General features: G+C 56.6%; 29 protein-coding genes. 21 read left to right on the forward strand and 8 right to left on the reverse strand.

Going from position 1 to position 26,902, the window contains the following annotated elements:
• Position 1: 1 nt before the first annotated feature.
• The 13 genes from ACR0BK_RS01295 (at position 2) to ACR0BK_RS01355 (ending at position 11,830) form a co-directional block, all read left to right on the forward strand.
• Positions 2–733: an isoprenyl transferase gene (locus ACR0BK_RS01295; protein WP_480553445.1), complete on the forward strand. Its 732-nt coding sequence runs from the start codon at positions 2–4 to the stop codon at positions 731–733.
• The gene (locus ACR0BK_RS01300) at positions 730–1,512 is read left to right on the forward strand and encodes a phosphatidate cytidylyltransferase (RefSeq protein ID WP_480553446.1); all 783 of its coding nucleotides are present in this window, start codon (positions 730–732) and stop codon (positions 1,510–1,512) included. The genes ACR0BK_RS01295 and ACR0BK_RS01300 overlap by 4 nt, the downstream gene beginning before the upstream one ends.
• The gene (dxr, locus tag ACR0BK_RS01305; RefSeq protein WP_480553447.1) at positions 1,512–2,684 is read left to right on the forward strand and encodes a 1-deoxy-D-xylulose-5-phosphate reductoisomerase; all 1,173 of its coding nucleotides are present in this window, start codon (positions 1,512–1,514) and stop codon (positions 2,682–2,684) included. Before ACR0BK_RS01300 ends, dxr begins: the two co-directional genes overlap by 1 nt.
• Before the next feature lie 4 nt (positions 2,685–2,688).
• Positions 2,689–4,041 (forward strand): RIP metalloprotease RseP, encoded by a 1,353-nt coding sequence (gene rseP / locus ACR0BK_RS01310; RefSeq protein WP_480516959.1) that lies wholly within the window; start codon positions 2,689–2,691, stop codon positions 4,039–4,041.
• A 79-nt stretch (positions 4,042–4,120) separates the two neighbouring features.
• Complete coding sequence (locus tag ACR0BK_RS01315) at positions 4,121–4,249, forward strand: hypothetical protein (RefSeq protein WP_267364732.1); 129 nt, start codon at positions 4,121–4,123, stop codon at positions 4,247–4,249.
• A 128-nt stretch (positions 4,250–4,377) separates the two neighbouring features.
• Positions 4,378–6,738 (forward strand): outer membrane protein assembly factor BamA, encoded by a 2,361-nt coding sequence (gene bamA / locus ACR0BK_RS01320; RefSeq protein WP_480553448.1) that lies wholly within the window; start codon positions 4,378–4,380, stop codon positions 6,736–6,738.
• Positions 6,739–6,744: 6 nt separating this feature from the next.
• Positions 6,745–7,323, forward strand: a complete 579-nt coding sequence (locus ACR0BK_RS01325; protein WP_480493217.1) for an OmpH/Skp family outer membrane protein — start codon at positions 6,745–6,747, stop codon at positions 7,321–7,323.
• Between the two features lie 73 nt (positions 7,324–7,396).
• Positions 7,397–7,870 carry a 3-hydroxyacyl-ACP dehydratase FabZ gene (gene fabZ, locus ACR0BK_RS01330; protein ID WP_267364735.1) on the forward strand — a complete coding sequence of 158 codons (474 nt, stop codon included), beginning with the start codon at positions 7,397–7,399 and terminating at the stop codon, positions 7,868–7,870.
• Positions 7,867–8,652, forward strand: coding sequence for an acyl-ACP--UDP-N-acetylglucosamine O-acyltransferase (gene lpxA / locus ACR0BK_RS01335; protein ID WP_480553450.1), 786 nt, complete (start codon positions 7,867–7,869; stop codon positions 8,650–8,652). The genes fabZ and lpxA overlap by 4 nt, the downstream gene beginning before the upstream one ends.
• A gap of 4 nt (positions 8,653–8,656) precedes the next feature.
• Entirely contained in the window at positions 8,657–9,451 is a 795-nt protein-coding gene (locus ACR0BK_RS01340) for an LpxI family protein (RefSeq protein WP_480553451.1), read from the forward strand.
• Positions 9,451–10,617 (forward strand): lipid-A-disaccharide synthase, encoded by a 1,167-nt coding sequence (gene lpxB / locus ACR0BK_RS01345; RefSeq protein WP_480516965.1) that lies wholly within the window; start codon positions 9,451–9,453, stop codon positions 10,615–10,617. The genes ACR0BK_RS01340 and lpxB overlap by 1 nt, the downstream gene beginning before the upstream one ends.
• On the forward strand, positions 10,610–11,185 hold the full coding sequence (locus tag ACR0BK_RS01350) for a hypothetical protein (RefSeq protein ID WP_480516967.1): 576 nt from the start codon (positions 10,610–10,612) through the stop codon (positions 11,183–11,185). The genes lpxB and ACR0BK_RS01350 overlap by 8 nt, the downstream gene beginning before the upstream one ends.
• A gap of 99 nt (positions 11,186–11,284) precedes the next feature.
• Positions 11,285–11,830, forward strand: coding sequence for a carboxymuconolactone decarboxylase family protein (locus tag ACR0BK_RS01355; RefSeq protein WP_480553452.1), 546 nt, complete (start codon positions 11,285–11,287; stop codon positions 11,828–11,830).
• Here the strand turns inward: ACR0BK_RS01355 and mnmA are convergent.
• Complete coding sequence (gene mnmA / locus ACR0BK_RS01360) at positions 11,827–12,972, reverse strand: tRNA 2-thiouridine(34) synthase MnmA (protein WP_480516971.1); 1,146 nt, start codon at positions 12,970–12,972, stop codon at positions 11,827–11,829. The two genes, ACR0BK_RS01355 and mnmA, sit on opposite strands and share 4 nt — an antisense overlap.
• 128 nt (positions 12,973–13,100) lie before the next feature.
• Between mnmA and sciP the strand changes: the two genes are divergently transcribed.
• From sciP to ACR0BK_RS01385, 5 genes are all read left to right on the forward strand, one after another.
• The gene (gene sciP / locus ACR0BK_RS01365) at positions 13,101–13,394 is read left to right on the forward strand and encodes a CtrA inhibitor SciP (protein ID WP_480516973.1); all 294 of its coding nucleotides are present in this window, start codon (positions 13,101–13,103) and stop codon (positions 13,392–13,394) included.
• Between the two features lie 85 nt (positions 13,395–13,479).
• Positions 13,480–14,196 (forward strand): response regulator transcription factor CtrA, encoded by a 717-nt coding sequence (ctrA, locus tag ACR0BK_RS01370; RefSeq protein ID WP_267364745.1) that lies wholly within the window; start codon positions 13,480–13,482, stop codon positions 14,194–14,196.
• A gap of 123 nt (positions 14,197–14,319) precedes the next feature.
• A complete protein-coding gene (gene ligA / locus ACR0BK_RS01375; RefSeq protein WP_480553454.1) occupies positions 14,320–16,572 on the forward strand; it encodes an NAD-dependent DNA ligase LigA in 2,253 nt (750 codons plus the stop codon).
• A complete protein-coding gene (recG, locus tag ACR0BK_RS01380; RefSeq protein ID WP_480553456.1) occupies positions 16,569–18,659 on the forward strand; it encodes an ATP-dependent DNA helicase RecG in 2,091 nt (696 codons plus the stop codon). The genes ligA and recG overlap by 4 nt, the downstream gene beginning before the upstream one ends.
• Positions 18,660–18,771: 112 nt before the next feature.
• Entirely contained in the window at positions 18,772–18,894 is a 123-nt protein-coding gene (locus tag ACR0BK_RS01385) for a hypothetical protein (protein ID WP_267366389.1), read from the forward strand.
• Between the two features lie 184 nt (positions 18,895–19,078).
• Here ACR0BK_RS01385 and ACR0BK_RS01390 read toward each other — a convergent pair whose 3' ends face one another.
• Together ACR0BK_RS01390 and ACR0BK_RS01395 are read right to left on the reverse strand one after the other, a co-directional pair.
• Positions 19,079–19,717, reverse strand: coding sequence for a MarC family protein (locus ACR0BK_RS01390; RefSeq protein WP_480553457.1), 639 nt, complete (start codon positions 19,715–19,717; stop codon positions 19,079–19,081).
• Positions 19,718–19,775: 58 nt separating this feature from the next.
• Positions 19,776–20,228, reverse strand: coding sequence for an iron-sulfur cluster assembly scaffold protein (locus ACR0BK_RS01395; protein WP_480553459.1), 453 nt, complete (start codon positions 20,226–20,228; stop codon positions 19,776–19,778).
• A 48-nt stretch (positions 20,229–20,276) separates the two neighbouring features.
• Between ACR0BK_RS01395 and hisI the strand changes: the two genes are divergently transcribed.
• On the forward strand, positions 20,277–20,666 hold the full coding sequence (gene hisI, locus ACR0BK_RS01400) for a phosphoribosyl-AMP cyclohydrolase (RefSeq protein WP_480553460.1): 390 nt from the start codon (positions 20,277–20,279) through the stop codon (positions 20,664–20,666).
• 3 nt (positions 20,667–20,669) lie between these two features.
• Here hisI and gluQRS read toward each other — a convergent pair whose 3' ends face one another.
• The 4 genes from gluQRS to ACR0BK_RS01420 all read right to left on the reverse strand — a co-directional run bounded on the left by gluQRS (position 20,670) and on the right by ACR0BK_RS01420 (position 24,581).
• Complete coding sequence (gene gluQRS / locus ACR0BK_RS01405; protein WP_480553461.1) at positions 20,670–21,551, reverse strand: tRNA glutamyl-Q(34) synthetase GluQRS; 882 nt, start codon at positions 21,549–21,551, stop codon at positions 20,670–20,672.
• Positions 21,548–22,162, reverse strand: coding sequence for a class I SAM-dependent DNA methyltransferase (locus ACR0BK_RS01410; protein ID WP_480505215.1), 615 nt, complete (start codon positions 22,160–22,162; stop codon positions 21,548–21,550). The genes gluQRS and ACR0BK_RS01410 overlap by 4 nt, the downstream gene beginning before the upstream one ends.
• Before the next feature lie 37 nt (positions 22,163–22,199).
• On the reverse strand, positions 22,200–23,540 hold the full coding sequence (gene trmFO / locus ACR0BK_RS01415) for a methylenetetrahydrofolate--tRNA-(uracil(54)-C(5))-methyltransferase (FADH(2)-oxidizing) TrmFO (RefSeq protein WP_480553464.1): 1,341 nt from the start codon (positions 23,538–23,540) through the stop codon (positions 22,200–22,202).
• A gap of 255 nt (positions 23,541–23,795) precedes the next feature.
• Complete coding sequence (locus ACR0BK_RS01420; RefSeq protein WP_480553466.1) at positions 23,796–24,581, reverse strand: enoyl-CoA hydratase; 786 nt, start codon at positions 24,579–24,581, stop codon at positions 23,796–23,798.
• Between the two features lie 58 nt (positions 24,582–24,639).
• On the opposite strand from ACR0BK_RS01420, the gene ACR0BK_RS01425 reads away from it, so the two are divergent.
• Entirely contained in the window at positions 24,640–25,083 is a 444-nt protein-coding gene (locus ACR0BK_RS01425; RefSeq protein ID WP_480472700.1) for a PaaI family thioesterase, read from the forward strand.
• Positions 25,084–25,143: 60 nt separating this feature from the next.
• Here the strand turns inward: ACR0BK_RS01425 and ACR0BK_RS01430 are convergent, their stop codons facing one another.
• Positions 25,144–25,371 carry a DUF1127 domain-containing protein gene (locus ACR0BK_RS01430; RefSeq protein ID WP_480472702.1) on the reverse strand — a complete coding sequence of 76 codons (228 nt, stop codon included), beginning with the start codon at positions 25,369–25,371 and terminating at the stop codon, positions 25,144–25,146.
• 98 nt (positions 25,372–25,469) lie between these two features.
• Here ACR0BK_RS01430 and ACR0BK_RS01435 point away from each other — a divergent pair, with 98 nt between their 5' ends.
• Positions 25,470–26,873 (forward strand): aminotransferase-like domain-containing protein, encoded by a 1,404-nt coding sequence (locus ACR0BK_RS01435; protein WP_480553467.1) that lies wholly within the window; start codon positions 25,470–25,472, stop codon positions 26,871–26,873.
• The last annotated feature ends 29 nt before the right edge of the window (positions 26,874–26,902 follow it).

Genomic DNA, 26,902 nt, shown 5'->3' on the forward strand with positions numbered 1-26,902 from the left:
GATGCCGAAAGATCCCCAAACCGATCCGGTCTGCGGCCCGCGCCATGTCGCTATCATCATGGATGGCAATGGCCGCTGGGCGCAGGCGCGTGGTCGCCCCAGGCTGTTTGGGCACCATGCCGGTGCGCGGCGTGTTCGCGAGGTTGTCGAGGCCTGTCCACATCTGGGGATCAAGTACCTGACTGTGTTTGCATTCTCGACCGAGAACTGGAAGCGAACGCAGGTTGAGGTGGCCGGGTTGATGAGCCTGTTTCGGCGCTACATCATCAAGGAGACACGGACCCTGGCAGATAATGGCATCCGGGTTCGGTTCATAGGTGATCGGGTAAGGTTGGATTCAAAACTGATCGAATTGATGGATTCACTGGAAGAAGAAACCAAGGACAACGACCTTGTTCATCTGACGGTCGCCCTGAATTATGGCGGTCGGGACGAAGTAGCGCGCGCCACCAAACGTCTCGCGCGGGATGTGGCCGACGGGCAGCTTAAACCCGAGGATGTGGATGAAGAAACGTTGCCTAAGTATCTGGATACACGCGTTCTTCCGGATCCAGACCTTGTCATTCGAACCAGTGGCGAAGCACGGATTTCAAATTTTCTGCTGTGGCAGTCCGCCTATTCCGAGTATGAATTTATAGATACGTTGTGGCCGGATTTCACCGCGGCAGAACTCGAAAGGCTATGTCGCAACTATGGGGCCAGAGAGCGCCGGTACGGGGCGGTTCTGGCATGAGTGATGGCCGGTGGTCTGATCTGACGAGTCGGGTCCTTTCTGCCGCCGTTCTGGTTGCGATAGGGGCCATCGAAGTCTGGCTTGGCGGTCTCTGGTTCGAGGTCTTCATTGCAGCTGCTTGTGGCCTGATGACCTGGGAACTGGTCCGGATGATTGACCCTGAAAGCCAGGGTGTGGCCGTGCAGTTGGGCGTTCTGACTGCGTTTGCCGTTATCCTCAGCTACCACCTGCCGGCGCTATACACGCTCCCTGTCGTGCTTGCGCCAGCTTTGGTGGGTATGGGACAGATCGGTCGTTCGAAAACCTTATACGGCTTGTTCGCGGTCTGGATTGTTGCGGCTGGTCTGGGATTCATTTCCATTCGCGAAAACTCGGGATTTGGCTGGATGGTCTGGCTGATAGCGGTGGTGGTGGCCACGGATGTGGCGGGCTATTTTGTGGGCAAAATGGTCGGAGGGCCCAAGTTCTGGCCAAAGGTCAGCCCCAAGAAAACATGGTCTGGAACGGCAGGCGGATGGGCTGCCGCGGCCTGTGTCGGTATCGCCTTCGCAAGCCACGCGGGTTTCGGATTTGCCTTTGTTGTTGTTTCCGTTTTAGCATCAATGGCCAGCCAGGCGGGTGACATAATCGAAAGCGCGATCAAACGTAAGTTCGGGGTCAAGGACAGTTCGAACCTGATCCCCGGCCATGGCGGCTTTCTGGATCGGTTCGACGGCATGATGGGGGCTGCGGTGTTTGTTCTGATCGCAGGGCTTCTGTACACGCCGGGTGAGATGTAATGCGACGGATTTCCGTTCTTGGCGCCACGGGTTCGATCGGGCAAAACACGCTTGATCTGATTTCGCGTAATCCCGAAGACTATGATGTGGTGGCGCTTACCGGCGGCGCGAATATTCAACAGCTTGCCGATGACGCTCGTCGGTTGCGCGCCGATCTGGCTGTCACGGCACACGAAGACAGGTTGGAGGACCTGCGCGTCGCCTTGGCAGGCAGTGGGGTCGAAGTGGCGGCCGGGCCGCACGCAATTACCGAGGCTGCCGCGCGTCCGGCGGATTGGGTCATGTCAGCAATCGTCGGGGCAGCGGGCCTTGCGCCTGGGATCGAAGCCCTGAAACAAGGGACGACACTGGCCTTGGCCAACAAGGAAACACTGGTCTGCGCCGGATCACTGGTTCTGGAAACTGCAAAAAACCATGACGCGCGTTTGCTTCCGGTCGACAGTGAGCATTCTGCCGTGTTTCAGGCGCTGGTTGGCGAAGATTTCAACACGGTCGAACGCGTGATTATCACCGCAAGTGGCGGAGCGTTCCGCGACTGGCCGCTGAAGGATCTGGCAAACGCCACCGTCGAACAAGCGTCCAGCCATCCGAATTGGGATATGGGACAGCGGATCACAATCGACAGTGCCTCGATGTTCAACAAGGCGTTGGAAGTAATAGAAACAAAAGAATATTTCGGAGTATCTCCGGATCAAATCGAAGTTTTGGTTCATCCCGAATCCATTGTCCATGCAATGGTCGGGTTTCGAGATGGCGCAATGATGGCACATATGGGCGCCCCCGATATGCGCCATGCCATAGGGTATGCGTTGCACTGGCCGGAAAGGCAGAAGCTGCCGGTTCAGCGGCTGGACCTGGCAAAGCTGGCTCAGCTGCGCTTTAACGAACCGGATCTCACACGCTATCCAGCCCTAAAACTTGCTTGGGACGTTATGGAGCGCGGTGGGCTGGCCGGCGCGGTATTCAATGCCGCCAAGGAACGCGCGCTGGATCACTTCATTGCGCGCCGGATCGGCTTTCTTGATATGGCGGACACCGTTTCTGCCGTATTGGACAGGTTTGACGCAACGGGTGGCCTTATTGATGCCCCGGTGACACTTGATAACGTACAGCAAACCGACCATCTGGCACGTCAGTGGGTCGATAACACTGTGATGGAACGAGCAGGATAGAATTTTGGACGTACTTTCCCTGATCCCGCAATTCGGCAATCTGCTGTGGACGATTGTTGCCTTTGTTATTGCGCTGTCGGTCATTGTGGCCGTTCATGAATATGGCCACTACATTGTGGGCAGGTGGTCGGGTATCCATGCCGAAGTCTTCTCGCTCGGGTTCGGGCCGGTGCTCTGGAGCCGCAAGGATAAGCGCGGAACCAAGTGGCAGATCGCAGCATTGCCTTTTGGTGGATATGTAAAGTTTCTGGGCGATGCCAATGCGGCCTCGGGCAAGGATGAAGAGGCGATGGAAGACATCGCGACCCAAAATCCTGAGGAGTTGCGCCGCACCATGCACGGCGCCCCGCTATGGGCACGGGCAGCAACTGTCGCGGCTGGCCCGGTCTTTAATTTCGCCATGTCCATTCTGGTTTTTGGCCTGATCTTCTGGTCACAGGGCGTTTCGCGTGAACCCCTGACCGTTGGCGCGTTGCAGCCTTTGCCAGGCACCGTGCAGGAATTGCGCGAGGGAGATGTGATTACGGCTATCGCCGGTCGTCCGACACCGGACTATGACGAAGAAGTCGCATGGAAGGAATTCATCGACCAACTGCCTGTTCAACCGGTTCTGGATTATTCCGTGATCCGCGATGGCCACCCCCTTGAGGTTCAGGCCCCCTGGATGCTTCCGCCGCTGATCCGTCAGGTTGCTCCGCGTAGCGCGGCTATGGATATCCAACTGAAGCAAGGGGATGTCATCACCTCGGTCAATGGTGAACCGATCTTTGCCTTCGAACAGCTAAAGGATCATGTCGAAGGATCGGACGGCCGCGTCTTGCTGCTTGAAGTCTGGCGGGATGGGTCCGAGTTGGAATTTGCCCTAGCGCCCCGGCGCACGGATGAACCGCAGCCTGATGGTGGTTTTGTCACCCATTGGCGCATCGGAATCGTCGGTGGCATGATGCTGGAGCCTGCTACGGTACCGGCTGGTCTTTTCGATTCCCTAAAGGGCGGTGTCATCCAGACAGGCCGCATCATCGAAGGGTCCTTGTCCGGCATGTGGCACATGGTGACGGGCGCAATCAGCACCTGCAACATCTCGGGGCCAATCGGAATTGCCGAAACCTCGGGGGCGATGGCCAGCCAGGGGGCGCAGAACTTTATCTTCTTCATTGCTGTCCTTTCGACGGCCGTAGGCTTGTTGAACCTGTTTCCCATTCCGGCGCTGGATGGCGGGCATCTGATTTTCTACGCCTACGAGGCCATTGCCGGGAAACCACCCAGCGACCGGGCGTTGCGCATACTCATGGGCATTGGAATTGCGATCATTCTGACGCTGATGCTGTTTTCGGTCAGCAACGACCTGTTCTGCTGAATGTGGCGGCTGGAGCAAATTCCAGCCGCATTCCCGCCATATTTCAGCGCTACAGTATTCCCGTCAAAAGGGAACAGTCATGTCCAAAACGCTGAAAAAATCGTATCAAAGCTTTAGCTTCCTGTTCATGTTGAATTGGGACGTTATGCTGAGCTTTGCCGTTACAGCGTTGGCAATGGCTGGGGCCGCCTATCTGGCGGGAATGTGATTCTCGGCTAAATCGTAGGTCTGTTGTCCCGTGGCTGTCTGCCTGACTGCTTCGATATCGCCTTTTGACAAGCTCATTCAATCCCGTTACTCAGCATTAAAGTCTCAAAATTCTGGGTAGAGCATAAAATGACTGACAGGCGAGACGCAGGCACATCCTGCGGGGGGCATAAGCCGATAAACAATATTTTGTGGCAGGCGCTAACGGTTTTTTTCCTTTTTGTTGCGGTAAGCTTACTGGCGTTTCCACATGCGGCATCGGCGCAAAGCTACACGATCAACTCGTTTGATGTTGAGGGGAATCGCCGGATCGAAACCGGGACAATCATCGCTCGTACCGGAATCGAACCGGGCCAGACCGTAACGGCCGGACAGCTTAACGATGCCTATCAGCGTTTGCTTGACAGTGGTGTATTTGAAACAGTCGAACTGATACCGCGCGGCACGACTCTGGTCATTCAGGTTCAGGAATACCCAACGATCAACCAGATCAGCATTGAAGGGAATGCTCGCGTCAAAGACGACGTTCTTCTGGACGTGATCTCGTCGCAACCACGCCGGGTTTTTACGCCTCAGGCGGCCGAAGCGGATGCTGACACGATCGCCGAAGTGTATTCGGCCCAGGGTCGTGTCGCGGCAACTGTCATTCCTCGCATCATCCGTCGCAGCGACAACCGGGTCGATCTGGTCTTTGAAGTGGCAGAAGGCACGACCATTGAGGTCGAGCGCGTCAGCTTTGTCGGCAACCGCGCCTTTTCGGACCGGAGGCTGCGCCGGGTACTGGAAACCAAACAGGCAACGTTTCTGCGGACATTCTTCCGCAACGACACGTTTATCGGCGACCGCATCGAATTCGACAAACAAGTCATTCGCGATTTCTACCTGTCGCGGGGCTATATCGATTTCCGTGTGAACAGCGCCAACGTCGAATTTACCCGCGAACGGGATGCCTTCTTTCTGGTGATGAACGTCACCGAAGGCCAAAAGTTCTCGTTTGGAAAGATAACGACGGTTAGCGAAATCGCCGGGGTCGATGCGGCGCCGTATCAGGATGCGCTGAAAATCAAACCTGGCGTGACCTATACGCCGACGCTGGTGGAAAACTCGATCGCGCGGCAAGAGCGCCTTGGGTTGAAGCAGGGCGTTGATTTCCTGCGTGTTGAACCGCGTGTGACGCGCAATGACCGAGATCTTACCCTGGACGTCGAATTTGTTCTGACGAAGGGTCCGCGTATTTTTGTTGAGCGGATCGATATCGAAGGCAACACCACCACGCTGGACCGTGTGATCCGCCGTCAGTTCGACACCGTCGAAGGTGACCCGTTCAACCCGCGTGAAATCCGTCAGGCCGCGGAACGCATCAATGCGCTTGGGTTCTTTGCGGTTGCGGAAGTTGAGCCTCGGGAAGGGTCGTCACCCAGCCAGGTCATTCTGGATGTTGATGTCGAAGAACAGCCTACAGGCTCTCTGAGCCTTGGCGGCAGCTACTCGGTCACAGACGGCTTCGGGATTGCAATCGGCCTGAACGAGGCGAACTTCCTGGGACGCGGTCAGAATCTTGGTGTGTCCATCTCGACAGCACAGGATTCAGAACAGTACACGATTAACTTTACCGAGCCCTATTTGCTGGGCCGAAAGCTGCGTTTCGACCTTGGACTGGGTCTGTCGGCAACCAATTCCGGCTTTGCAAGTTACGACACGAGCTCGTTGTTTTTCACACCTCAACTGACCTATGCAATCGGCGAACTTTCTGCTCTTCGGTTGCGCTATGACTGGGACCGCAGCGAGATGACCCAGCAGAGCGATCAGGTCAACGGTGCGGTGATTGCGTCTGAGATTGCGCAGGGGAAACGGACATCCAGCTCGCTGGGACTGTCATACATCTATGACAGCCGGATCGGTGGTCTGGACCCGAATTCAGGCGTTCTGTTCGAGGTTGGCGTCGACGCGGCGGGTCTTGGTGGCGATAACAAATACTTCAAAACCACCGCTCGCGGGATCGCCCAAACACGGGTCTGGAACGAAGAAGTCGTTCTGCGTGCAACACTGGAACTGGGTGCGTTTAATTGGACTGGCGATGGTTTCAGCCGCGCTGTTGACCGCTTTGTTTTGGGGCCTCGTACCTTCCGCGGGTTTGAACCGGCCGGTATTGGCCCGCGTGATTTGTCCAATGGCCAGGATGATGCCATCGGTGGCAACTATTACTGGGTCGCGCGTTTTGAAACCGATTTCCCCTTGGGTCTGCCCGAGGAGCTGGGCCTGCGGGGCGGTCTGTTCTATGATGTTGGAAACCTATACAACATCAACGATGTGAACACCGCAGGGGCAAATATCGTTGGTGCAGACGGGTCCATTCGTCACGTAATCGGCATCTCGGTCCTGTGGGAAACACCGTTTGGACCTTTGCAGTTCAACTTCTCGAAGGCTCTGAAAAAGGAAACGTTCGACAAGGAACAGAACTTTGACCTGACCATTCAGGCACGGTTCTGATCTGCGATGACGAACAGGTTCTTTACCTTGATACAGGGCCCGCTTTGGGCCCTGTGTGCATTTTTGATGCTGTTTCAGGCCCCTTCGGCTGAAGCACAGCAACTGGGTGTTCCGCAAGCCAGCGTGGTCACATTGTCCGGCGAGCAGCTGTTCAAGAATTCGGCATTCGGGCAGCGTGTTTTGCGCGAGATCGAAAAAGAAAGCGCGATGCTTGCGGAAGAAAATGAACGGATCGTCGCGGAACTCAGCCGCGAGGAAAAAGACCTGACTGAAAAGCGTGCAACCATGCCAGCCGAAGAGTTTCGACCTCTGGCCGAAGCGTTCGATGTCAAGGTGCAGTCCCACCGTGATGGGCAAAGAGCAAAGCTTGACGCGTTGGCGCGTCGCAGCGAAGAGGCGCAACAGACGTTCTTTGAAATAGTTCGTCCGATCCTTGTTGATTTGCTGCGCGACTTTGGGGCCAGCGTGATCATCGAACGTTCCAATGTCGTTGTAAGCACGTCAGATATCACAGAAGCTGCGATAACCCGTGTAAACACGGCAATTGGCGATGGCAGCGGGCTGCAAAAAGACAAGAGCGAATAGGTTCGCTTGCCCTTACGAGGCTGTATTGCTAACCACGCTGAAAAAGAAACATTCAGAACGGGATACCTGCATCATGACAACGGAACCCAAAAGCGCCGATATTCAGTTGATCCAAAGGATCCTGCCGCATCGTTATCCGTTTTTGCTGGTCGATAAGGTGGTTGACATCTCTGGCTATCAATCGGCCCGCGGTATCAAGAACGTCACCATGAACGAGCCGCATTTCCAGGGGCATTTTCCGGGAACTCCGATCATGCCAGGTGTTACCATCGTTGAGGCGATGGCGCAGACCGCAGGCGTGATGCTGGGCGTGGGTATGGATGTCATCGACACCGAGTTGCTGATCTATTTCATGAGCATCGACAAGTGTAAATTCCGCCGGAAAGTTGTTCCTGGCGACGTGCTAGAAATGCATGTCGAAACGGTTCGCGGCAAGAAGGGTGGCAAGCTTTTCAAATTCAACGGCCGCGCAACTGTTGATGGTGAAGTAGCCGCCGAGGCAGAATTCTCGGCCTATGTCGATTGGGATATGGAAAAAACAACATGAGCGGTATCCATCCCAGCGCGATTATCGAAGATGGGGCGCAGATCGGGCAGGATTGCATCATCGGTCCTTTCAGCTATGTGGGCGCCAATGTAAAACTGGCTGATCGGGTCGAGTTGAAGTCTCATGTCGTTGTGACCGGTGATACATCGATTGGCGAAGACACCGTGATCTTTAATTTTTCGGTGATCGGTGAGATTCCTCAGGACCTGAAATTCGGCGGTGAAAATACGCGCCTTGAAATCGGTCAGCGCAACCGCATTCGCGAGCATGTAACGATCAACACCGGAACCGAAGGCGGCGGTGGCGTAACCCGGATCGGGAATGATTGCCTGCTTATGGCAGGTGTTCATGTGGCCCATGACGTACAGATCGGCAACCGGGTTATCATGGTGAACCACGCGGGCGCAGCTGGTCACTGTATCGTCGAGGATGATGTAATCGTCGGTGGCATTTCGGGCCTGCACCAATGGGTGCGCGTTGGACGTGGGGCTATCATCGGTGCGCTCACCATGGTGCCCAAAGACGTCATTCCCTACGGACTGGTACAAGCATCCAGGGGTGAGCTTGAAGGTCTGAACCTCGTGGGTCTCAAGCGTAAAGGTGTTTCGCGCGAAGACATCTCGGCATTGCGTGCCGCGTTCAAGGAGTTGTCTGAAGGCGAAGGAACGTTCATGGATCGCGCCAACCGTCTTGGTCAGGGTAACGACAGCGACTATGTGCAGCGGATCGTTGATTTTGTCACCGGACACAGCGATCGGTCGTTCCTGACACCGAGGAAATAGGAACATGCTTGCGTTGATTGCGGGAACCGGGGCGCTGCCGACCGAATTGGTTGCCCAATTGGCGGAACGTCCGCTGATCTGCGCGATGGAAGGTTTCCTGCCGGATGATCTGGTCGCAGATATCGTGTTTCCGCTTGAACAGCTTGGCAGTTTTATCGCCGGGCTTCAGGCGAAGGGCGTGACCGAGATCTGCATGGCCGGCGCAGTTCGGCGCCCGAAGGTTGATCCGAAACGTATTGACGCGGCAACGATGCCATTGGTTCCGGTGATCCAGCAGGCCATGCTGTCGGGTGATGACGGAGCATTGCGGGCTGTCATTGGCCTGTTGGAAGGCGCAGGATTGCGGGTGTCTGCCGCGCATGAAATCGCCCCTGGCCTGTTGCCGCCTTTGGGCTGTCTGACTGATGTGCACCCATCCGAGAGTGATATGGCAGATGCAGACCGCGCTGCCGGAATTCTGCGGGCCATGGGAACTGCGGATATAGGTCAGGCCTGTGCCGTTTTAAAAGGGCAGGTGTTGGCAATCGAAGGCATCTTTGGAACCGCCTGGATGCTTCAGTCCCTGACACAACGCCCGGATGCGGGGGGCGGCATACTGTTCAAAGGTCCAAAACCCGATCAGGACCGTCGTGCCGACCTGCCCGTCATAGGACCGGATACCATCACGGATGCGGTCGCGGCAGGCTTGTCTGGCATCGTTCTGGAAAAGGGCGGTGTGCTGGTTTTGGAAAAAGAACAGGTCATCGCCGAATGTAACCGTCTTGGGCTGTTCCTGTATATTCGCGAGCGAGCGGTCTGATGCGTGTTTTTCTGGTCGCCGGTGAACCTTCGGGCGACCGGCTGGGCGCCGCGTTGATGGAGGGGCTGAAGACCCTGATCCCCGATATTGAATTCGACGGGGTGGGCGGACCTTTGATGGCGGTTCAGGGGCTGACCAGCCGGTTTCCGATGTCGGAACTTTCGGTGATGGGTTTGATCGAGGTTCTGCCGAAGTTTTTCCACCTCAAGCGTCGAATCTCGGAGACCGCGCAAGCAGTGTTGGACACGCGGCCGGACGTTCTGATAACCATCGACAGCCCCGATTTCAGCCTGCGTGTCGCCAAAATCGTCAAAGCCGCCAGTGATATCCGCACCGTGCATTACGTCGCGCCCAGTGTCTGGGCCTGGCGTCCGGGGCGAGCTGATAAAATGGCAAAGGTCATCGACCATGTGCTGGCACTGCTTCCGTTCGAGCCGCCATACATGGAGCGGGCAGGGATGGAGTGTGACTTTGTTGGCCATCCAGTTGCCAGCGAACCGACGGCAACACAGGCTGAGATTGCAGCAATCCGGAGCAGGTACGACCTAGGGGATGCACCAGTCCTGCTGGCTCTGCCCGGATCGCGCCGGGGTGAGATCGAGCGTCTGGCAGACACGTTTGGTGAGGCATTGCGGCTGTTTTTGACGGATCATCCCAGTTATCGCGTCGTAGTTCCAACCGTAGGTGCAACAACTGATCTGGTCAACGATATGACGCAAAACTGGCCGGGCGCACCAATAGTGCTCGACCCGCGCCAAATCGGGGCCGGGCAAGCCACCATCGAAAAACGCGCGGCCTTTGGCACAGCACGTATTGCGCTGGCCGCTTCGGGTACGGTTTCTTTGGAACTGGCCGCGCAGAATACACCCATGGTGATCGCCTACAAGCTCAATTGGCTGACCCAGAAAATGGCTGAACGCATGGTCAAGCTGGACACTGTTACATTGGTCAACCTGGTATCTGAAACACGCGCCGTGCCTGAATGCCTGCTGAACGATTGCCAGCCAGAAAAGATCGCCAAGGCCCTGCATGATGTGACCAATGCCCCCGACGCTCAGCAACTTGCGATGAACCTGACAATGGAAAGGTTGGGGCGCGGAGGAGAAGCTCCGGGATTGCGGGCGGCACGAGCTGTGCTGGACAGAATGCAGATTGAGCATGCTTGATCACACGCTGTTCGCCGCTTCAGCCGGGATTGCCATGATTTCCACCAATCTGGACAATCTGGCCGTCTTGCTGGGTTTGATACTGGTGATCGAGCAGCGCCGCGCCATCATTGGCTTTGCCGTCGCGCAAACAATTGTTCTGACATTGGCCATGACCGTCGCTTTGGGCGTTGACCAGAGCGGCGCGCCGTTTTGGATCGGGTTTCTGGGTCTTGTGCCACTGGCCTTTGGTCTGCGCGGTATCTGGAGGCAGCTTTTCGGGGCCAATTCTGAAGGAACCGAGGCAAAAGGGGCCGTGACCTCGGTGGTTACCCTGTTCCTGAGCCTGTCGATTGACAGTTTCGCGGTCATGACACCGTTATTGGCGGATTCTACCCCCTCATACCGCGTTGCCGCCTTGATTGGCGCAGCACTGGCCGCTTCCGTGCTGGTCTTTACCGCCGCCTGGGGCGCCCCTCGGGCCAAAAGCCTGGGGCCACGCGTCGCCCGAATGGATAGGGTCGCCCCATATATCATGGTCTGCGTTGGGCTCTATATCCTCTTCAATTCGCCTACGGACGCCCTGTAAGAAATTTGTTCCGGCGTTCCGTCTCGGGTTTGTGATCCGCGACCGTCTGTTGCAGCGGTGCGGACTTAAAGTATCCTCTCTAAAAAAGGAGCTTTCATCATGACCCGCATTCCCCTTTTGTCAGACGCCGAGATGGCAGACGAGACACGCGCGTCTCATGCGGCTTTGGGCGCTTATGGTCCGTTCGACAATTGGGCCCGGGTCGCCGCACATTGTCCACCGGTTCTGGAACATGTCGCAGGGATGCTAACAGCGTTACGGGAACAGCAGACCTTGCCGCGTCGTGCGCTGGAACTGGCCATGGTGACGGTTTCCAAACTGAACGCCTGTGACTACTGCGTCTCGCATCATACTCCGCTGTTGACAGTTGCTGGTCTCAGCCCCGAAGGCGCGGCGCGTTTGCCAGATGTTGACAACCACCCCGAGCTGGACGCGTGCGACAAGGCCGTCGTGCGATACGCCGAGGCGGTAACGACACGATCAGGCCGCATGCGCGACGCCGAGGTTTCCAACTTGCGGGATTGGTTCAGCGATGCCCAGATTGTCGAGTTAACCTGGCGCATCGCTTTGTGCGGTGCATTCAACCGGTTCAACGATGCGCTTCAGATCCAGATCGAACCGGAGGTTGAACCGGTTTCAGCCTAGTACCCGCGCCAGATCCAACCGCCGCCAAAGATGCGGCTGCCTTCTGAGGCATAGAAGACGCAGGCCTGACCGGGCGAGATGCCTTCTTCGGGTGTCAGCAATTCAACCTCAGCAGTGGTGTCGGACAGCGGTCGAATAATGGCTTCACGCGGGGGGCGGGTCGAACGGACCTTGACTGACAGGTGCCATTCTTCGCGAGAAGTGAAGGGTTCATCGCCCAGCCAGTTGATCTCACGCACGGGGACGACACGCGTTGCCAGCATCTCTTTGGGGCCGACAACGACCTGTTTCTTGTCCACGTCCAGCTTGACCACATAAAGCGGTTCGCTCAGACCGCCGATGCCCAAGCCGCGCCTTTGGCCGATCGTGTAATGGATCACACCGTTATGCTGTGCCAGAACGCGGCCATCGGCATGAACAATCTCGCCCGGCTCTGCAGCACCGGGGCGCAGCTTTTCTATAACGCTGGCATAATTGCCATCGGGCACAAAGCAGATGTCCTGACTGTCAGGCTTGTCCGCCACAGACAACCCATATTGAGCCGCCATTTCGCGGGTCGCGTCTTTTGAGGGCAGGTGGCCAAGCGGGAAGCGCAGGAAATCAAGCTGTTCCGGCGTTGTCGAGAACAGGAAATAGGATTGATCCCGGTTGGCATCTTCCGCGCTGTGCAGTTCCGGGCCGTTTGGCCCCATCTTGCGCTGGATATAGTGCCCGGTGGCCATACAGTCAGCCTCAAGATCCTTGGCGGTTTCCAGCAGGTCCTTGAATTTTACCCGCTCGTTGCAGCGAATGCAGGGTACGGGTGTTGCGCCTGCCAGATAGCTTTCTGCAAACTCATCGATCACCGCGTCCTTGAAGATGTTTTCGTAGTCCAGAACATAGTGGGGAAACCCACGCTCTTCTGCCACGCGGCGCGCATCGTGGATATCGATCCCGGCACAGCACGCCCCTTTCTTGGCCAGAGCCGCTCCATGATCATAGAGTTGCAGTGTCACACCGACCACGTCATAGCCCTGATCGGCCAGATAGGCTGCGGCAACAGAGCTATCGACGCCCCCCGACATGGCCACAACCACCCGCGTTTCCGAGGGCGGTTTGGCAAAGCCAAGCGAGTTCAGCGGGGGCTCGGTGTCGAGGGCCATTGGCGGTTCCTGTCCGGGTTAAGAAAGACCGGCAGAATATAGGAAAATTCTACACACTCTCAAGAGGCGGTTTCATACGACCTTAAGTAGGCTGGTGCCAGCTTTGATGCAGCAAAGAGGGTAAAGCGATGTATTTGCACAAAGTGGAAGGGCCAAGGTCTGTTTCTCTGCCGGATGGGTCCATACTGACACGCGCCGATCTGCCGCCGTCAAGCACAAGGCGGTGGGTGGCCTCGCGCAAGATTCTGGTCGTGCGTGGGGTACTTTACGGGCTGATCAGCCTGTCTGAGGCAAAACAGAAATACGGGATCAGCGACGAAGAATTCAACGGCTGGGTTTCCCTGGTCGCAGAACACGGTGTCGAGGCTTTGAAAGCCACGGCCTTAAAAAAGTATAGACAACCTATAGGTGAGCGGGAATAAATGATTCAACGGTAACGTCAGATTAACCATTCTTGGTCAGGTTTAATTTTAATTGGAATTATTGACCCGAATTGGAGCAGTGAAAATGCGTATACTTCTTGTCGAGGATGATCCGACCACGTCCAAAAGCATCGAACTGATGCTGACGCATGCGAACCTTAACGTCTATGCAACGGATCTTGGAGAAGAAGGTATCGATCTGGCAAAGCTCTACGATTACGACCTGATCTTGCTGGACCTAAATCTGCCGGACATGAACGGGCATGAAGTGTTGCGCCAGTTGCGGATTGCCAGGGTGGAAACACCGATCCTGATCCTATCGGGTGCAGATGATACGGACAGCAAGATCAAAGGCTTCGGGTTTGGCGCGGATGACTACCTGACCAAGCCCTTCCACCGTGAAGAACTGGTGGCCCGTATCCATGCCATCATCCGCCGGTCGAAAGGGCATTCGCAGTCCATCATCCACACAGGTCGCGTGGCCGTTAACCTGGACGCCAAAACCGTCGAGGTGGACGGAAAAACCGTACACCTGACAGGAAAAGAGTACCAGATGCTGGAATTGCTCAGCTTGCGCAAGGGTACGACTCTGACCAAGGAAATGTTTCTGAACCACCTATATGGCGGCATGGACGAACCCGAGCTGAAGATCATCGACGTCTTCATCTGCAAACTGCGCAAAAAGCTCAGCAACGCAACCGGTGGTGAGAATTATATCGAAACCGTTTGGGGCCGGGGTTACGTGTTGCGCGACCCGCAAAGCAACACATTGGACGAGACGCGAATGGCGGTCGGCCTCTAAATTGAACCATTTGTGTCGCTGGTAGTCCAGGGCGGCACTTTGCACTCACGGCTCAGCACATCTGGACCTGGCCATGGCCTCGCCCTATCACTGAGGTCCAAGAACGCGTGACAGGGCGAGGCCATGAGCAATTCCATTCCCATATCAGACCTGACGGATGATGAGGCGCGTGCCGAACTGGCGCGGTTGGCGGACATCCTGTCGCGAGCCAACACTCTGTATCACGCAGAAGATGCGCCCGAGTTGTCGGATGCGGATTATGATGCCCTCAAACGCAGAAACGCCGAGATCGAGGCGCGTTTCCCCCACCTGAAACGTGCTGACAGCCCGACAGAGCAAGTCGGGGCCAAACCGGCGGACGGGTTTTCAAAAGTTACTCATGCCGTCCGAATGATGTCACTGGGAAATGCGTTCGACGATGGGGACATTGCCGATTTCGACATCTCGATTCGAAAATATCTGGGCTTTGATGCAGGCGCGCCACTGGCTTTCACAGCTGAACCCAAGATTGACGGCCTGTCTTTGTCCTTACGCTATGAGAACGGACAACTGGTTCAGGCCGCAACGCGGGGCGACGGTGAAGTTGGCGAGAACGTAACGGCCAACGCCTGCACAGTCTCTGATATTCCACAGCTGATCGAGAACGCGCCCCAAATTCTTGAGGTCCGGGGCGAGATTTACATGTCTCATTCCGATTTTGAAGCGTTGAATGAGCGGCAGGCTGAACGGGGGGGCAAACCCTTTGCCAACCCGCGCAATGCAGCGGCAGGGTCACTGCGCCAGCTGGATTCGGAAATTACCCGTTCCCGCCCATTGCGCTTCTTCGCCTATGCATGGGGTGAACTGTCAGAGCCTTTGGCAGATACTCAGATTGGAGCAATTGAGCGTCTTGCGACCCTTGGGTTCCCCACGAATCCCTTGACCCGCCTATGTGCCACGATTGAGGACATGATCGCTCATTACCGGGATATCGAAGCGCAGCGTGCGACTTTGGGGTATGACATCGATGGGGTCGTCTACAAGGTAAACGATCTGTCTTTGCAGGTACGTCTGGGTTTCCGCTCAACGACGCCAAGATGGGCAATTGCGCATAAGTTCCCAGCCGAACTGGCCTGGACCAGATTGGAGGCGATCGACATTCAGGTTGGTCGAACAGGGGCGCTTAGCCCCGTGGCACGGTTGCATCCTGTAACGGTTGGCGGAGTGGTAGTCTCCAATGCCACATTGCACAACGAAGATTACATCGCAGGGCGCGATGCCAAGGGCGGCGCGATCCGTGAAGGAAAAGATATCCGAGTGGGCGATTGGGTTCAGGTTTATCGCGCTGGCGATGTGATCCCCAAACTGTCGGATGTCGACTTGTCCAAACGCCCCGCCGATGCACACCCTTTTGCCTTTCCGACACATTGCCCCGAATGCGGGAGTGATGCGATCCGCGAAGAAGGCGACGCGGTTCGACGGTGCACCGGCGGCCTGATCTGTCCCGCGCAGGCCGTTGAAAAACTAAAACATTTCGTGTCGCGCAAAGCCTTTGATATAGAAGGGCTGGGTGCAAAACAGATTGAAATGTTCTATGGGGATCCAACCCTTCCGATCAATGCGCCAGCTGATATCTTCACGCTGGAACAACGGGACGCAGCCAGTCTGACGCGGTTAAAAAACCGGGACGGGTGGGGCGAAACATCCGCCAGGAACCTGTTCGAAGCCATTGATGAAAAGCGGGAAATTCCCTTTGCGCGCTTGTTGTTCGCACTGGGCATTCGGCATGTTGGCGAAGTGGGTGCGCGCGATCTGGCGCTTTTTTACCGCGATTGGGATGCGATGGCACTCGCGTTGGACACTGCGCGCCCGGCCGCGCTGGCCCAACGGCAGGCCGATGAGGCGGAAGATACAGAGCGTGCGGCTGCGCAGCTTGAAGGGCGTCGCGCGCGCGTGAAAGAAGTGCGGGACGCAGCCATCGCGGAGGCCAATGTCGCAGCCGATGCCAATGCCGCCTGGGCAGAGCTGATCGGCATCGACGGAATTGGCGCGACGCTTGGCCTTTCACTGTCGGACGCATTTGCCAATGAAGAGGAACGACGGGCTTTCGACACGCTGCGCAGCGAATTGACGGTTATCGCCCCCGACGCGCCAGCCTCGGACAGTCCGGTCGCGGGTAAAACCGTAGTGTTCACCGGAACGCTGGAAAAGATGACCCGCGCCGAAGCCAAAGCGCGAGCCGAGGCGTTGGGCGCTAAGGTTTCCGGCTCTGTCAGCAAGAAAACCGATATTCTGGTCGCGGGGCCCGGAGCCGGGTCAAAGGCGAAAATGGCGGCGGAACTTGGGATCGAAACTTTGGACGAGGATGGCTGGCTTCAGCTGATAGAAGGCGCATGAGCGGACGCCCCGAACAGCTTTTCCCGCTATTTGCGGGGCTGGAAACGTTGGATGGCGTCGGTCCCAAGACGGCACAGGCCATGGCGCAGACCGGGGTGGAATCCCCGCGCGATGTTCTGTTCAGCCTGCCTTATGCCGTGGTGGACCGGCGCAGGCGGGATACAATTCAGGGGGTGGACCTGCCAGCCACTCTGACCGTGGAAGTGACAGTCGGCCCGCACAGGCCGCCTCACAACAAGGGAGGGGCTTATCGCGTTCATGTCGAAGACAGTCAGGCCGATTTCCAGCTGGTCTTTTTCCACGCACGTGGTGAATATCTGAAAAAAGTTTTGCCGCAAGGATCTCGCCGCGTGGTTTCCGGCAAGTTGGAACTGTTCGACGGCATGGCGCAGATGGTGCACCCTGACCACATGCTGCCCGTTGAACAGGCCGGAGATATCCCGGAATTCGAACCGGTTTACCACCTTACGCAAGGGCTGACCCAGAAAACAGCGTTCAAGGCCAGCCGCAGCGCATTGGCACGCGCACCCAAGCTAGAGGAATGGATCGATCCGGCGCAAGTGTCACAGCAAAACTGGCCGAGCTGGTCTGCGGCCATTCACGCCGGTCACAATCCGCGTGGCGCTGATGATGTCGCGCCGTTTGCCCCTGCGCGTCAGAGATTGGCGTATGACGAATTGTTTGCGCATCAGCTGACGCTCGCTCTGGCCCGGCAGCGAGAGCGCAAGTCGCGGGGGATAGTCAGCGTGGGAACCGGGGCACTGCAATCGAAAGTGCTGGCAAGCCTTCCCTATCGCCCGACTGATGCACAAACGCGCGCTATTGGTGAGATTTCGGCTGATATGGCGTCTGACGCCCGAATGAACCGACTGTTACAGGGCGACGTCGGCGCCGGTAAGACGCTGGTGGCCTTCATGGCGCTTCTGATCGCGGTTGAGGCAGGCGGGCAGGGCGTGATGATGGCCCCGACCGAAATTCTGGCACGCCAGCATCTGGAAGGGTTGCGCCCACTGGCCGAGCAGGCCGGAGTGGTTCTGGAACTGCTGACCGGACGTGATAAGGGCGCGGAGCGGCGTGCCAAACTTGAGGCACTTAAACAAGGCGATATTCACATTCTGGTTGGCACACATGCAGTGTTTCAAAGTGATGTTGAATTCAAGGCGCTGAGATTGGCCATCGTCGACGAACAGCACCGGTTTGGCGTGCGGCAGAGAATGGAATTGTCGGAAAAAGGCAAGGGGGCCGATGTTCTGGTAATGACCGCCACTCCGATCCCACGCAGTCTTGCGCTGGCGCAATATGGCGACATGGATGTTTCGGTGCTGGATGAAAAGCCTCCGGGGCGAAAACCGATCAAAACGGCGATTGTCAACACACAGCGCATGGACGAAGTCATCGCCCACCTGCGGCGAGCGATTGATGAGGGGCGACAGTGTTACTGGGTGTGCCCTCTGGTCGACGAATCCGAAGTTTCGGACCTGACGGCGGCCGAGGAACGCTTCAAACGCCTGCGGGCCATTTTGGGTGAGGGCGTTGTGGGGCTGGTTCATGGTCAGATGCCACCCGCCGACAAAGACGCCGCGATGAGCGCATTTCAGAATGGGCAAACAAAGGTCCTTGTTGCCACGACGGTGATCGAGGTCGGCGTGAACGTACCCAACGCAACGATCATGGTCATTGAACGGGCCGAGATCTTTGGGCTGGCGCAATTGCACCAGTTGCGGGGGCGCGTCGGGCGCGGGGATGCGGAATCCACCTGTTTGCTGATGTATCAACCACCGCTCAGCGAGGGAGGGCGCAAGCGGCTGGAGGTTCTGCGCGAGACAGAGGATGGCTTCCGAATCTCGGAAACTGACCTTGAGATGCGAGGCGCGGGCGATCTGATCGGAACTGCGCAATCCGGGTTGCCAAAATTCCATATCGCGGATCTGGAACGTCAGGCAGGATTGATGGCCGTCGCCCAATCCGATGCGCGGGCGCTGCTAACGACCGATCCCAAACTGACTTCGGACAGGGGAAGGGCCGCACGTGTACTTTTGTGGCTGATGAAACAGGATCAGGCGATCCGTTTGATTTCAGTGGGTTAGCTGTAACGTTCCCTAAAGTTCACAAATGTTCTCAAAAAGTTCTTTACCTGTGCTTGGAAATATGAGAACAAAAGGTCAACAAAGGATTAAAACTCTGACCGGAGGTGACCCTATGCTGACCCAGATCAAGACCGCTTTCAGCCGCGCGCAATCGACCATCCTGCAGGATGCCGTTGGCGTGTTGTCTTTGGTCGTGATGCTGATGGTGGCCCTTCACCTGCCGGTTGGTTTCTAAGCCTTTCTGCCTGCGATCTCGTGCCGAAAAATCCGCGCTGTCATCCCCATTTCAGTCAAGGGTGACCTGCCTGTCCCAAACCCCTTGAGGGGCCATGCCTCGGCCCCGCGCGGTACACCGGACCCCACGCGAGACACGCAATACCTGCCGCCGCCCTTTCGCCCGGAAAGCGCGGCGGCTTTTTTTACAATTGGCCGGTTTTGAAGATCTCCAACAGCGCGGACAGGACTGAGTTAGCAGCTACCGAGGCCAAGATCATGCCCATGACACGGCTGATGATTGCCGCGCCTGAATGACCGATCAGCCGAATGATGGGCTCGGCCAAAAGCATCAGTACAAACGCAACCAGCAATACGGATAGCATGACAAGCGCAGTGATACCCTGATCGGCGATGCTGTAACGGTGGTTGTCAGTCAGGATAACGATTGCCAGCATTGCGCCGGGGGATGCCAGAGAAGGCACGGCAAGCGGGAAAATCGCCGGGTTCTGCTGGTGGTACGCGTCTTCACGATCTTCTTCGGCTTGCCGTTGTTCGACCTCTTGTTTGCTTTCACCAAAGATCATCGTCAGGGCAAACAGAAACAGGATAATGCCGCCAGCGACCTGAAAAGAATTCAACCCGATATCCAGCGCTTCGATCAGCACCTGACCAAATACAAGGAAGAACAGCAATACGGCAGCACTTATCACGGCTGCTAACATCGCTGTCCGCCGCCGGCCTGCCGCGTCCAATCCGGCAGTAACTGCAATGAAAACGGGAATTGTTCCAATCGGGTCGATAACGACCCAAAGCGTCACGAAATGCTCGAGCAAATTATTCAAACCCATCCCTCCTGAAATCTGGGCAGAGGGTAAACGGGTTTACGCCAAATAGCTATAATCAGGCGCAGTTTGCCTGTTCAGCCTGCGCCATGGCCTCAGCCGTGGCATCCAGAACCAGCAGGATCGACGCGTGGCGGTTTTTATAATCCCGTGCGGGCATAAGCACCTCAAGCCCATCAAACGGCGCATCAGGTGCAGGGCCGCCAGTCTTGAGCATGGCCGCCAACTGATCGCGCGCAGCTTCGACCTGCGCCCGCGACGCGCCAATTATTGCATCCCCAACGACCGAGGCAGACGCTTGCCCCAAAGCGCAGGCTTTGACGTCCTGACCAAAGGCACTGATCTGACCATCGCGAACCTTGATGTCCACAGTTACTGTCGATCCGCATAAAGGTGAGCGTTTCTTGACGGTTGCATCGGGATCTTCCAGTCGCTCAAGATGCGGAATATCCGCAGCCAGCGCCAGAATGCGCCCAGAGTACAGCTTAATCAGGTCGTTCTCGCCGCTCATGGCTTTCCCTCGTCGTGTGTTACCCATACATAGTGGCGAGCCCACCGGATGCAAAAGGTTTTTGAGATGTCTGACCCAGTCGTGTTTGATCCCTCTACTTTGAGATTTAATGAGGCGGGTCTGATCCCGGCGATTGCGCAGGATGAAACATCAGGCGAGGTCCTGATGATGGCCTGGATGAATGTACAGGCGGTTGAAAAGACCCTCGAAACCGGGCGGGTGACCTATTGGTCACGCTCGCGGCAGGCTTTCTGGATCAAGGGCGAAACCTCGGGCCATGTGCAGGAATTGGTGGATTTCCGGATCGATTGCGACCGGGACTGTCTATTGGTTCTCGTCCGTCAAACCGGAGCAGCCTGTCATACCAACCGACGAACCTGTTTTTTTACCGCCGTTCGGGATGGGGTCGAAACTGAACTGATGGCGCCAATGGAGTAGGGGTCAAAGCCCAACCATTCGGCGTATGTCGCCCGGGCTAGCCCCTTCGGCCCGGTATTTTGAGATCGCGCGGGCATCATCGCGTTTGGCCAGCCGTTTGCCTGCATCATCGCGGATCAGGTCGTGGTGGAAATACTCGGGTGTCGGCAGGTTCAGTAACACGTGCAACAGAACGTGGATGCGGGTCGCGTCAAACAAGTCCCGTCCCCGTACCACCTGTGTTATACCCTGAGCTGCGTCGTCAAGTACGACGGACAAATGATACGACGTCCCCATGTCACGGCGGGACAGAACAACATCACCTATGGTGGCAATCAACTCATCAGGCGAAAAGGTGACAATGCCGGTTTCGCCGTCCGGACCCGAACCCAGCTCAAGAAACTGATACCTGTCGGGGTTGCGGACCGTCTGACACGCCTTGACCACGTCCAATCGCAATGGGTCCTGAGTTGGACGAGGAAGTTCCGATAAATCTTTGCCAACAAACCTTTTTCGACAAGTCCCAGGGTAAACAAGCCCGTCGGGTCCAAGCATGGGTGCGCCTTCCTGCGGCGCACTGGTTGCAGCGGCGATATCTTTGCGATTACACGTGCATGGATACAAAAGACCCTGCGCCCATAGCTGATCCAGCGCCTTGTGGTAAAAGCCCAAACGATCCGATTGGCGCATCACGGGCTCCGGCCATGTCAGCCCCAACCATCTGAGGTCGTGGTAAATCTGATCCTCCCATAGCTGTCGCGAGCGGGATTGATCGATATCCTCAATTCGCAGCAGGAACCGGCCGCTTTCAGAAGCAGCCCGATCGCTGGCAACCAACGCAGAATATGCGTGCCCAAGGTGAAGGGGGCCTGTTGGGGATGGCGCAAAGCGCGTTACGAGAGTCACGCTTTTTCTAATACATACACGTCAGAGTTAAGGTTGATACCGGGCAGGTGGGGGCCGTGTTCACGAAATAACAAACGTGCGGCCCCCATGTCGACCCAATCCGTCAGACGGCAGGTGAATTTATGGTCCGCCAACGCATGATCGTTCAGCGAAAAGCCAAGCAAACCACCCTTGGGCAACGCGTGCATCAACAAATCCAGTGTCTCGGGTGGGGCAGCACCTTTTCCGATCACTCCTATGGCAGTAATCATCGTGTACTCCCCACGCTTCAACGGCGCGGGCTTGGCGATATCGAATCCGGTCAGTGTTCGATAAACGCCCTTGCTGGCGGCTTCCTGAAGCATGTTCTCTGTTGGGTCCATCCCATCGATGACTTCAAAGCCAACAGCGCGCAGGGCAAGCCCCGACAACCCGGTGCCGCAGCCGTAGTCCAGAATTGGGGTCTGCGGCTTCGGTGCGAAAGACCACAAAGCCGCTGCTACACGGCCCGGCGTGGCGTAACCGTGCTCACCGACTTCCTTTTCATAGGTTGCAGCCCAGTTCTGATAGTGCGCTTCAGTCGCTTCAGGCGTGCCGAGGTTGTATGTGCTGTTCAGAAACGTGTCGTTCATTCCAGCATGCTAGGCCGAGTCCGCATTACGCGTCCAGTCAGCAATGTTCCAACCAAGTACTCCATTCAGCTTTGGCCCGGTCGGTATAGGCCTTGTACCGGTCTTTACGACCCCGACGCCCGCCTTTCAGGCCATCCACGGGGCGAAACAGGCCGAAATTCACGTTCATCGGCTGAAAGGTCTTGGCCTCGGCACCACCCGTAATGTGGTGAATCAAAGCACCCATTGCGCTGTCTTGCGGAACAGCGGGCAGGTCACGCCCCAAAATCTGAGCAGCGGCAAACCGACCAGCCAGCAACCCCATCGCGGCGCTTTCTACATAGCCTTCCACACCCGTGATCTGTCCAGCAAACCGAATGTTGGGTTTGGATTTCAACCGCATTTGCGAATCCAGAAGCGTGGGAGAGTTGATGAACGTATTGCGGTGAATGCCGCCCAACCGGGCAAAGCTGGCATTTTCCAAGCCAGGGATCATACGGAACACGTCGGTCTGGGCGCCGTATTTCATCTTTGTCTGGAAACCCACGATGTTAAACAAGGTGCCCAATGCGTTATCGCGGCGCAACTGCACCACTGCATGTGGTTTCACGCCGGGCTCATGCGGGTTGGTCAGCCCGACCGGTTTCATCGGACCATGGCGCAGCGTTTCGCGACCGCGTTCGGCCATAACCTCGATGGGTAGACAGCCGTCGAAGTAACCTGCTGCCTCGCCTTCGTGAAATTCGGTTTTTTCTGCTGCCAGAAGCGCGTCTATGAAGGCCTCGTACTGATCCCGGTCCATCGGGCAGTTCAGATAGGCCGTCCGCTCTTCTTCGGTCTCGCCCTTGTCGTAGCGTGATTGCATCCACGCTTTGCTCATGTCGATGCTTTCGGCATAGACGATCGGTGCGATGGCGTCGAAAAAGGCAAGTGCGTCAGACCCTGTCTCGGCCTGGATGGACTGACCCAGCGCGGGCGACGTCAGGGGGCCGGTCGCAAATATCCACTGGCCATCGCTGGGCAGGGTCGTCACTTCTTCGTCGGTTACCGTCACGCGTGGGTGGGCGCGAAGTTTTGTGGTCACACTTTCTGCAAACGGGTCACGGTCCACAGCCAGCGCGCCACCGGCTGGCAGGCGGTGTTCATCGGCTGTTGTCATGATCAACCCATTGGCGGCACGCATTTCCCAATGCAGCAGACCCACTGCGTTCTGCTCATCATCATCCGAGCGGAACGAGTTCGAGCACACCATTTCCGCCAGATTGCCGGTCTGATGTGCAAAGGTGCCGATGGTCGGACGCATTTCGTGGATCACAACATCCACGCCCATTTCAGCAACTTGCCAGGCCGCCTCTGACCCGGCCATGCCGCCGCCTACAATATGCAAAACTTGTGTCATGCGATGCCACATAGGGCAGACCACAATCGGGCGCAACTGAGGCAAAGCGGTTTCACGAATTTTATAGAAGGGGTCTTGGGGTCGCCGTTGCGGGATTGTCAGCGCTGGTGAGAGAGACCAGCTGGAGGGACCTTCCGCCCACGGCGACCCAAAAGTGTCCTGAGGCCTTGGCCTCGACCCAGCTTTGCCACAGTGTCGCCCTTTTGGAAAGTGCAAAATTCAAAACAGTGGCGAAAAATGTGCAAAACAATTGCATTATTGGGACCAATTTGGGGGACGTTTTTCGATAAAGGCTGAAATGCCTTCTTCTGTATCCCGGTACAGCATGTTCTGCGCCATTACGTCACCGGCATAGGCATAAGCCTGATCCAGCGGCATAAGAAGCTGTTGATAAAACGCCTCTTTACCGATTTTGACAGCGGATCCCAGCTTGGAAGCAACCAGTTCTGCCAGCGCATTGGCTTCGTGTTCAAGACGCGTCTCGGGGACAACGCGGTTGACCAAACCCAAATTAGCCGCACGTTCGGCTGATATGAATTCACCAGTCGTCAGCATTTCAAATGCCTGCTTTCTGGGGATATTGCGGCTGAGGGCCACCATTGGTGTCGAGCAGAACAAACCGATATTGACGCCGTTCACCCCAAACCTTGTGCCTTCCGCGGCGACGGCCATGTCACAGGTGGCTACCAGCTGACACCCGGCGGCGGTTGCAATGCCGTGGACCTGTGCGATGACGGGCTGGGGTAGGGACTGGATCGACATCATCACTTTCGCGCAGCGCGAAAACAGGTCATTGAAATAAGCTTTGCCACCATCTTCGGACTGGCGTCCGGCCGTCATCTGTTTCAGGTCGTGCCCGGCGCAAAAAACCTTACCCTGACCCGCCAGGATCACAGCCCGGATCGACGTGTCTTCACGCAACGTGTCCAGTTTAGCCTGAAACGCCGACAGCATCTCGTCACTCAGCGCGTTCAGCCGCTCTGGGGCGTTCATTGTAAGCCGTGCAACAGCGCCGGTGTCGTTACGTTCCAGAATTGCCATCTTGCCCTCCGATCCCATGTTGGGCCAACTCTAGGTCGGTATGAGCAGGAGGGAAAGCATGGCTTTGGCAATGAACCGGGACGAACTGTCACAATACCTAAAGGAGGTTTTCCCGCAGGTGCATAAAGACTTTGTCGTCGAGGACCTGACCGAAGATACAATCACCATGCGCCTTGTTGTGAAGGATCAGCATCTGCGGCCGGGGGGTACGGTTTCGGGACCATCCATGTTTGGGCTGGCTGATGTTTGTGTATACGCGATGGTTCTGGCGCGAAAAGGGCGTCAATCCCTGGCGGTCACAACGAACAGTTCCCTGGATTTTCTACGCAAACCAGCAGGCAACACGGACATGATTGCTATATGTCGCCTGCTGAAACTGGGCCGGACTTTGGCCGTCGGTGACGTACTTATGTATTCCGATGGCGCGGAAGACCCTGTTGCCAGAGCGACGATGACCTATTCCCTGCCACCTGCAGGGTCCGCGGCCGCGAAATTCGGATAAAAAAGACCGGGGACAAGCCCCGGCCCAGGAAGAGGTCCCAATAATGGGACTGGGGATCAGTTAAATCTGCCAAAAATGGCGCTTTACCTCGCGGCGCGCATCATGGCGTGTCAGACCGACGTCTTTCAGCAAGCGGTCATCCAGATAACTAAGATTGACGCGGCTACGGCGACGACGCTCCCATTGAGTGACCGCTGCCGCAAACCGCACGGCCAGTGCAGCGGCCAGAGGCAGCCGGGGGCTGTCGGTCAGCAGCAGAAGGGCGGGGGTGTGCATTGTGCGTGTCATCTCGGAATTCCTTTCAATTGTATTGACACAAATCAGTTGTACTTGGTACACGTGACTGATACATTTGAAATTGTGTCAAAAGCAAAGGAAGAATTGTAATGGATACAATTTGGCCAGAGGCGCTACCGAAATCCAAAGGACCGAAATACACTCTGGTTGCTGACACAATTCGAAAAGCCATAGATAACAAATCTTTGGAAGTGGGCGTCAAACTTCCTCCGGTGCGCGAACTGGCGTATCGCCTGCAAATAACGCCTGGTACAGTCGCGCGCGCCTATACAATCCTGACAGATGAGGGGTTGTTACAAGCCGAAGTCGGGCGTGGTACATTTGTTGCGCTGCCAAAATCGCCCATTCTTGACGACGTTTGGGCGCGGCAACTGCATCTTCGGGACGACAAATACAATGCCAATGTAAGTCTGTTCAGCCCTAGGTTGGCAGATATGGGGCAGGTGTCCCTGATCCGTGAATGTCTGAAAAAAGTGTCGCAAGCCGATCCGGGTTTGTTTCTGAATTACCCGACGCGTGACGCGTACCAGCCCGTGCGACAGGCGGTTGTGGACTGGTTGTCAGACCTTCCGCTGGGCGCACTGACCCATGATGATATTGTGTTGACACATGGCGGCCAGAACGGGCTTTGCGTTGTGTTTCAGACGATCCTGCGCGGGCCCAAACCTGTCGTACTGGTCGAGGACCTGTCTTATGCCGGGTTCCGTCGCGCAGGCGAACTGATGCGCGCGGAAGTGGTCGGTGTGAAGATGGACAGATGGGGTGTCGATCCGGCAGCGTTAGAACATGTTCTGCGCCACACGACAGCGCAGGCCGTCTGCGTGTCGCCAGAAGTTCAAAACCCAACGGGCGCACACACACCGTTGGAGCGGAGGAAAGAGATCGTTGAGATTGCCCGTCGCTTTGATTTGCAGATCATTGAAGATGATTGCTATCGCATGGGCGATGCCCGAGAGCCCAGCTTTCGGGCACTGGCGCCTGAACGGGGATGGCATGTGTCATCAATCTCGAAGATTCTGACACCGGCATTGCGTGTGGGTTTTGCTATCGCCCCCAGAGAAAAAAGTGTGGATCTGCGCCGGTCCGCTGAATACGGATATTTCGGATTGGCCCAGCCCTTGGCGGAATTGACCCGCCTTCTGCTGTCCGATCCGCGTACGCGTCAGATCGCCAAGGATGTGCGCACGCGGATGGGGGATTATCTACGCGTTGCCGTCAATACCCTGGGTGGGTTTGATCTGAACTGGGCCCCGGACGTTCCCTTTGTCTGGCTGAGCCTTCCGTCTGGCTGGCGGTCGGCTGCATTCAGTCGCGCGGCCGAGCGGGAAGGTATACAACTCCGATCCGCCGACGAGTTCGCGCTGCGCGATGGACGCGCGCCGAACGCGGTACGTATTGCCATGAATGGTCATGTGTCACTGGAACGGTTCGAGGACGCGATGCAGCGCCTGCGTGTTCTATTGGACAATCCGCCTGAACAAATCAGCGTTTGAATATGGGGTAATATAATACCTATTTTCTA

The organism is Ruegeria sp. AF1 (assembly GCF_056542125.1).

Excerpts from the sequence above, each read along its gene's own strand:
- ACR0BK_RS01295 (WP_480553445.1), top strand. The coding sequence starts at position 2 with ATGCCGAAAGATCCCCAAACCGATCCGGTCTGCGGCCCGCGCCATGTC.
- ACR0BK_RS01300 (WP_480553446.1), top strand. The coding sequence starts at position 730 with ATGAGTGATGGCCGGTGGTCTGATCTGACGAGTCGGGTCCTTTCTGCC.
- dxr (WP_480553447.1), top strand. The coding sequence starts at position 1,512 with ATGCGACGGATTTCCGTTCTTGGCGCCACGGGTTCGATCGGGCAAAAC.
- ACR0BK_RS01315 (WP_267364732.1), top strand. The coding sequence starts at position 4,121 with ATGTCCAAAACGCTGAAAAAATCGTATCAAAGCTTTAGCTTCCTGTTC.
- bamA (WP_480553448.1), top strand. The coding sequence starts at position 4,378 with ATGACTGACAGGCGAGACGCAGGCACATCCTGCGGGGGGCATAAGCCG.
- ACR0BK_RS01325 (WP_480493217.1), top strand. The coding sequence starts at position 6,745 with ATGACGAACAGGTTCTTTACCTTGATACAGGGCCCGCTTTGGGCCCTG.
- fabZ (WP_267364735.1), top strand. The coding sequence starts at position 7,397 with ATGACAACGGAACCCAAAAGCGCCGATATTCAGTTGATCCAAAGGATC.
- lpxA (WP_480553450.1), top strand. The coding sequence starts at position 7,867 with ATGAGCGGTATCCATCCCAGCGCGATTATCGAAGATGGGGCGCAGATC.
- ACR0BK_RS01340 (WP_480553451.1), top strand. The coding sequence starts at position 8,657 with ATGCTTGCGTTGATTGCGGGAACCGGGGCGCTGCCGACCGAATTGGTT.
- lpxB (WP_480516965.1), top strand. The coding sequence starts at position 9,451 with ATGCGTGTTTTTCTGGTCGCCGGTGAACCTTCGGGCGACCGGCTGGGC.
- ACR0BK_RS01350 (WP_480516967.1), top strand. The coding sequence starts at position 10,610 with ATGCTTGATCACACGCTGTTCGCCGCTTCAGCCGGGATTGCCATGATT.
- ACR0BK_RS01355 (WP_480553452.1), top strand. The coding sequence starts at position 11,285 with ATGACCCGCATTCCCCTTTTGTCAGACGCCGAGATGGCAGACGAGACA.
- mnmA (WP_480516971.1), bottom strand. The coding sequence starts at position 12,972 with ATGGCCCTCGACACCGAGCCCCCGCTGAACTCGCTTGGCTTTGCCAAA.
- sciP (WP_480516973.1), top strand. The coding sequence starts at position 13,101 with ATGTATTTGCACAAAGTGGAAGGGCCAAGGTCTGTTTCTCTGCCGGAT.
- ctrA (WP_267364745.1), top strand. The coding sequence starts at position 13,480 with ATGCGTATACTTCTTGTCGAGGATGATCCGACCACGTCCAAAAGCATC.
- ligA (WP_480553454.1), top strand. The coding sequence starts at position 14,320 with ATGAGCAATTCCATTCCCATATCAGACCTGACGGATGATGAGGCGCGT.
- recG (WP_480553456.1), top strand. The coding sequence starts at position 16,569 with ATGAGCGGACGCCCCGAACAGCTTTTCCCGCTATTTGCGGGGCTGGAA.
- ACR0BK_RS01385 (WP_267366389.1), top strand. The coding sequence starts at position 18,772 with ATGCTGACCCAGATCAAGACCGCTTTCAGCCGCGCGCAATCGACCATC.
- ACR0BK_RS01395 (WP_480553459.1), bottom strand. The coding sequence starts at position 20,228 with ATGAGCGGCGAGAACGACCTGATTAAGCTGTACTCTGGGCGCATTCTG.
- hisI (WP_480553460.1), top strand. The coding sequence starts at position 20,277 with ATGCAAAAGGTTTTTGAGATGTCTGACCCAGTCGTGTTTGATCCCTCT.
- ACR0BK_RS01410 (WP_480505215.1), bottom strand. The coding sequence starts at position 22,162 with ATGAACGACACGTTTCTGAACAGCACATACAACCTCGGCACGCCTGAA.
- trmFO (WP_480553464.1), bottom strand. The coding sequence starts at position 23,540 with ATGACACAAGTTTTGCATATTGTAGGCGGCGGCATGGCCGGGTCAGAG.
- ACR0BK_RS01420 (WP_480553466.1), bottom strand. The coding sequence starts at position 24,581 with ATGGCAATTCTGGAACGTAACGACACCGGCGCTGTTGCACGGCTTACA.
- ACR0BK_RS01425 (WP_480472700.1), top strand. The coding sequence starts at position 24,640 with ATGGCTTTGGCAATGAACCGGGACGAACTGTCACAATACCTAAAGGAG.
- ACR0BK_RS01430 (WP_480472702.1), bottom strand. The coding sequence starts at position 25,371 with ATGACACGCACAATGCACACCCCCGCCCTTCTGCTGCTGACCGACAGC.
- ACR0BK_RS01435 (WP_480553467.1), top strand. The coding sequence starts at position 25,470 with ATGGATACAATTTGGCCAGAGGCGCTACCGAAATCCAAAGGACCGAAA.